Raw genomic sequence first — 5,773 nt, forward strand, 5'->3', positions numbered from 1 at the left:
TCCCCTTCCGTGAGTTGCTCGCGCCGTCAAGTCCCCGGACGGTGCGGAGTCCGTAACTTTCAGAGCACCGTCCGGTCTCCGTCAGGGCTTCGCCCCGGAGCGCGCACTCCGGTACGAGGCCGTCCGGCCGCGTACAACGGGGCGGAGTGACGCATTCCACGCCTCGTGCCGGAACGTTCCGGGGCACTCTGAGGGGGTCGCCCGCCCGCGCGGCCCGGGGGGCCCGTCCTTCCGTCCGTGCCAGGTCACGGCGGGGTCACGGTGGCCGAACCCGCTGCTCAGGGGCGCCTCGTGACGCCCTTTTCCCGACCGGTGGCGCGCCGTGCGCCCGGCCGGGACCGGTGAGCCCGATCGGATACCCGCCCTCGGTCGCATCCATGCCGCTGTCAAATAATTGCGAAATCGCGGCGATATCTTGCGGATATTCGTGGTCGGTGATTGAGTGAGCGCCGCCACACAGCGAAGCAGCTGTGGGTTTCCCATCCCTAGAGGGGTCCACCGATGAGAAGCTCCGGGTTCCGCCGTACTTGTACCGTTGCTGTTGTCTCCGCCCTGGCACTGACGAGCCTGGCCGCCTGCGGCTCGGACGACGACAGCAAGGACAGCTCCGCCGGCGGCAAGACGAAGATCACCGTCAACTGCGAGCCGCCGAAGAGCGCCAAGATCGACCGGCAGAGCTTCGAGGACGACATCGCGGCGTTCGAGAAGGCCAACAAGGACATCGACGTCACCGCCCACGACGCCTTCCCCTGCCAGGACCCCAAGACCTTCGACGCCAAGCTCGCCGGCGGCCAGATGGAGGACGTGTTCTACACGTACTTCACCGACGCCAAGCACGTCGTGGACATCAACCAGGCCGCGGACCTCACCCCGTACGTCAAGGACCTCAAGTGGTTCCAGGACATACGGCAGGAACTGCGCGACGTCTACACCGTCGACGGCAAGGTCTACGGCGTGCCGCGCACCAACTACTCGATGGGCCTCATCTACAACAAGGCGCTCTTCAAGAAGGCCGGGCTCGACCCCGAGAAGCCCCCGGCCACCTGGGAAGAGGTCCAGGCCGCCGCCAAGAAGATCGCCGCCCTCGGCGACGGCACCGTCGGCTACGCCGACTACAGCGCCCAGAACCAGGGCGGCTGGCACTTCGGCGCCGAGATCTACTCGCAGGGCGGCTCCCTCGTCACCGAGGACGGCAAGAAGTCCGCGGTGAACACCGCCGAGGGCAAGGCGGTCCTCCAGAACCTCAAGGACATGCGCTGGCGCGACAACTCGATGGGCAGCAAGCAGCTGCTCATCATCAACGACGTGCAGCAGATGATGGGCTCCGGCAAGCTCGGCATGTACCTCTCGGCCCCGGACAACATCCCGATCCTCGTCAAGGAGAAGGGCGCGAAGTACGAGGACCTCGGCCTCGCCCCGATGCCCGGCGGCAAGGGCACCCTCGCGGGCGGCGACGGCTACATGTTCAACAAGAAGGCCAGCGCCGCGCAGATCAAGGCCGGCCTCAAGTTCCTGGAGTTCCAGACCAACACCCCCGGTGAGGGCCTGAACAACTGGAAGCGCGCCGCCGCCGACAAGGCCCCGGTCGGCCTCCCCGAGCCGCGCCTGTGGACCGGTGAGCGCGACCAGAAGGACCTCGCGCTCAAGAAGCAGTACGCCAACATGCCGGTCGAGAACTACCAGGCGTTCATCGACGGCGCCGACACCGTCAAGCCGAAGCTGGAGCCGGCCGGCGCCCAGCAGATCTACACCGTCCTCGACTCGGTCGTCTCCTCCGTCCTCACCAAGAAGGACGCCGACATCGACAAGCTCCTCAAGGACGCGGACTCCAAGATCAACGGCATTCTCGCCCGAGGCTGACCACACCCATGAAGACTGCTCAGGCACCTCAGCGGTCCGCCGCGGCGCCGCCCCCTTCCTTCGAGGGGGCGGCCCGCCCGGCGGGCCACGGGCGCGCCGACCGCTGGCGCCGCGCCCTCGTCCACAACCTCCGCGCCTACGCCTTCCTCATCGGGGGCATCGTCTGTTTCGCGGTGTTCTCGTGGTATCCCGCGATCCGCGCGATCATCATCTCGTTCCAGAAGTACATTCCCGGCTCCGATCCGGAGTGGGTGGGCTTCGACAACTTCACGGCGGTCTTCCACGACCCGGAGTTCGCCACCGCCTGGAAGAACACGGCGATGTTCACCGTGTTCGCGCTGGTCATCGGCTTCGCCGTGCCCTTCCTCATGGCGCTGGTGCTCAACGAGCTGCGGCACGCGAAGAGCTTCTTCCGGATCGTCGTCTACCTCCCGGTGATGATTCCCCCGGTCGTCAGCGCGCTGCTGTGGAAGTGGTTCTACGACCCGGACGCGGGCTTGATCAACGAGGTCCTGCGCTTTCTCCATCTGCCCACCTCGGACTGGATCTTCAGCGCCGACACGGCCCTCGTCTCCCTCGTCCTCGTCTCCACCTGGGCGAACATGGGCGGCACCGTCCTCATCTACCTCGCGGCACTCCAGGGCATCCCCGGTGAGCTGTACGAGGCGGCCGAGCTGGACGGCGCGAACATCTTCCAGCGGGTGCGGCACGTCACGATCCCGCAGACGCGCTTCGTGATGCTCATGCTGATGCTCCTCCAGATCATCGCCACGATGCAGGTGTTCACCGAGCCCTTCGTCATCACCGGCGGCGGCCCCGAGGCGTCCACCACCACCGTGCTCTACCTGATCTACAAGTACGCCTTCAGCTACCAGAACTTCGGCGGGGCCTGCGCCCTGAGCGCGATGCTCCTCGTACTGCTCAGCCTGTTCTCCGCGGTGTACCTGTGGCTCACCCGGACCAAGGACTGAGAGGAGACCGCGCAGATGACCGCCGTCCTGCCGCCCACCGAAGCGGCCCCCGTGCCCCCCGCCCGCCGCGACAAGCGTCGCGAGAGGCGTGAGAGCGGACCGTCCGTCCGCACCCTTGTCTCGCCGCTGGCCCTCGCCAGCACCAAGGGCAAGGTCCTGTACTGGACGCTCTTCGCGCTCGTCGTGATCGCCTTCGCGCTCGCCTTCCTCTTCCCCGTGTACTGGATGGTCACCGGGGCGGCGAAGCCGGCCGGCGAACTCACCCGGACGCCGCCCACGCTCTTCCCCGAGCACTGGAAGTTCTCCAACTACAGCGACGCGTGGGACCAGATGGACCTGCCCACGCACCTGTGGAACACGGTCGTGCAGGCCGTCGGCGCCTGGGCCCTCCAGATCGTCTTCTGCACCGCGGCCGCGTACTCCCTCTCCAAGCTCAAGCCCGCCTTCGGCAAGGTCGTGCTCGGCGGCATCCTGGCCACGCTCATGGTGCCCGCGCAGGCGATGCTGGTCCCCAAGTACCTCACCGTCGCCGATCTGCCGCTCATCCACGTGAGCCTGCTCAACGACCCGCTGGGCATCTGGCTGCCCGCCGTCGCCAACGCCTTCAACCTGTATCTGCTGAAGAACTTCTTCGACCAGATACCCAGGGACGTCCTGGAGGCCGCCGAGATCGACGGGGCCGGCAAGCTCCGCCAGCTCTGGTCGATCCTGCTGCCGATGTCCCGCCCCGTCCTCGCCGTCGTCTCCATCCTCGGCCTGGTCGCGGTCTGGCAGGACTTCCTGTGGCCGCTCATGGTCTTCTCGGACACCGACAAGCAGCCCATCAGCGTGGCCCTCGTCCAGTTCTCCCAGAACATCTCGCAGTCCACGCAGATCGGGGCCATGGTCATCGCGTCCATCCCGATGCTCCTGGTCTTCCTGGTCTTCCAGCGGCACATCATCGCCGGCATCTCCGCCGGCTCCACCAAGGGCTGACGACCCCGAGGGACCGGCCCCCGCGAGCGGCGGGGCCGGGCCCGCAGCCCCCACCCGCCCTGCGCGCCGCCTCCCCCTGATCCGACCCCGCTGCGGGGGCGGTGGCGCGCAGCCCACGACGCGGCGGCCCAGCGCCGTACCGACGAGGGAATGACCCCGCCTCACGTCACGGCGCCGCGGGCACGACCCGCCGGCGCCCGAAAGGACATGCAACGATGGAAGGCAGCTCCCCGGAGCCCGCAGGGCCCGACTGGTGGCGTTCCGCCGTCATCTACCAGGTCTATCCGCGCAGTTTCGCGGACGGCAACGGCGACGGCACCGGCGACCTGGCGGGTGTCCGCGCCAAGCTGCCGTACCTCGCCGAACTCGGCGTCGACGCGATCTGGTTCACCCCCTGGTACCTCTCGCCGCTCGCCGACGGCGGGTACGACGTCGCCGACTACCGGACCATCGACCCGGCCTTCGGCACCCTCGCCGAGGCCGAGAAACTCATCGACGAGGCCCGCGCGCTCGGCATCCGCACCATCGTGGACATCGTCCCCAACCACGTCTCCGACCAGCACGCCTGGTTCCGGGCCGCGCTCAAGGCGGGACCGGGCAGCCCGGAGCGGGAGCGCTTCCACTTCCGGGCGGGACGCGGCGAGCACGGCGAACTGCCGCCCAACGACTGGCCCTCGCAGTTCTCCGGCGACACCTGGACCAGGGTCGAGGACGGCGAGTGGTACCTGCACCTCTTCACGCCGCAGCAGCCCGACCTCAACTGGGACCACCCCGACGTCCGCAAGGAGCACGAGGACGTCCTGCGCTTCTGGTTCGAGCGCGGCGTCGCGGGCGTACGGATCGACTCGGCGGCCCTCGTCGCGAAGGACCCGGCGCTGCCCGACTACGTCGAGGGCGTCGACCCCAACCCGTACATCGACCGCGACGAGCTGCACGACATCTACCGCTCCTGGCGCCGGGTCGCCGACGAGTACGGCGGCGTCTTCGTCGGCGAGGTGTGGATGCCGGACGCCGAGCGCTTCGCCCGCTACCTGCGCCCCGACGAGCTGCACACCGCGTTCAACTTCAACTTCACGAGCTGTCCCTGGGACCGGGACCAGCTCCGCGAGGCCATCGACAGCACGCTCGCCGAGCACGCCCCGGTCGGCGCCCCCGCGACCTGGGTGCTCTGCAACCACGACGTGACCCGGACCGTGACCCGCTACGGCCGCGCCGAGGACACCGGCTTCGCCTTCGAGCGCAAGCGCTTCGGCGTCCCGAGCGATCTCACGCTCGGCACCCGCAGGGCCCGCGCCGCCGCCCTGCTCTCGCTCGCGCTGCCCGGCTCGGTCTACCTCTACCAGGGCGAGGAACTGGGCCTGCCCGAGGCGGACATCCCCCTCGACCGCGTCGAGGACCCGATGTACTTCCGCTCCCAGGGCGTCGACCCGGGCCGGGACGGCTGCCGCGTCCCGCTCCCGTGGACCGCCGACGCGCCCTACAGCGGCTTCGGTTCCACCACCGAGCCCTGGCTCCCGCAGCCCGAGGGCTGGTCCGCCTACGCCGCCGACGTCCAGGCGGCCGACCCCGGCTCGATGCTCTCGCTCTACCGCGCCGCGATCCGCGTGCGCGCGACCGAGCCGGGCTTCGGTCACGGGCCCCTGGAGTGGCTGCCCGGGACACCCGGCGTGCTCGCCTTCGCCCGCCCCGGTGGGCTGCTGTGCCTCGTCAACCTCGGCGCCGAGCCCGTCGCCCTGCCCGCGCACGAGGCCGTCCTGCTCGCGAGCGGCGCGCTCGCCGAGGGCGGACTGCTCCCCTCGGACACGGCGGTGTGGCTGCGGCGCTGACGCGCGGCGCGGACCCCGGTCCGCGCGCGGCGCACGAGACGACCGGCCGATATGCGCGGGAGGCCGGAAAGGGCTCCGGGACGGTCCCGGCGCGCGCCTGACCGCGCGCCCGGCCGGCCCGGCGGGGCCGGCCGCCGGAGG

Annotated in this window: 4 protein-coding genes; all 4 read left to right on the top strand. The window is 69.6% G+C overall.

Annotated features, from left to right (window positions below; all coding sequences use genetic code 11):
* Window positions 1-501: 501 nt before the first annotated feature.
* The 4 genes from SSBG_RS28295 to SSBG_RS28310 all read left to right on the top strand — a co-directional run bounded on the left by SSBG_RS28295 (window position 502) and on the right by SSBG_RS28310 (window position 5,632).
* Window positions 502-1,860 carry an extracellular solute-binding protein gene (locus tag SSBG_RS28295; RefSeq protein WP_008749468.1) on the top strand — a complete coding sequence of 453 codons (1,359 nt, stop codon included), beginning with the start codon at window positions 502-504 and terminating at the stop codon, window positions 1,858-1,860.
* Between the two features lie 8 nt (window positions 1,861-1,868).
* Complete coding sequence (locus SSBG_RS28300) at window positions 1,869-2,831, top strand: carbohydrate ABC transporter permease (RefSeq protein ID WP_008749469.1); 963 nt, start codon at window positions 1,869-1,871, stop codon at window positions 2,829-2,831.
* A gap of 15 nt (window positions 2,832-2,846) precedes the next feature.
* The gene (locus tag SSBG_RS28305; RefSeq protein WP_008749470.1) at window positions 2,847-3,806 is read left to right on the top strand and encodes a carbohydrate ABC transporter permease; all 960 of its coding nucleotides are present in this window, start codon (window positions 2,847-2,849) and stop codon (window positions 3,804-3,806) included.
* 215 nt (window positions 3,807-4,021) lie between these two features.
* Complete coding sequence (locus tag SSBG_RS28310; protein ID WP_008749471.1) at window positions 4,022-5,632, top strand: glycoside hydrolase family 13 protein; 1,611 nt, start codon at window positions 4,022-4,024, stop codon at window positions 5,630-5,632.
* Window positions 5,633-5,773: the final 141 nt, after the last annotated feature.

Source organism: Streptomyces sp. SPB074 (genome assembly GCF_000154905.1).
Taxonomy (GTDB): Bacteria; Actinomycetota; Actinomycetes; order Streptomycetales; family Streptomycetaceae; genus Streptomyces.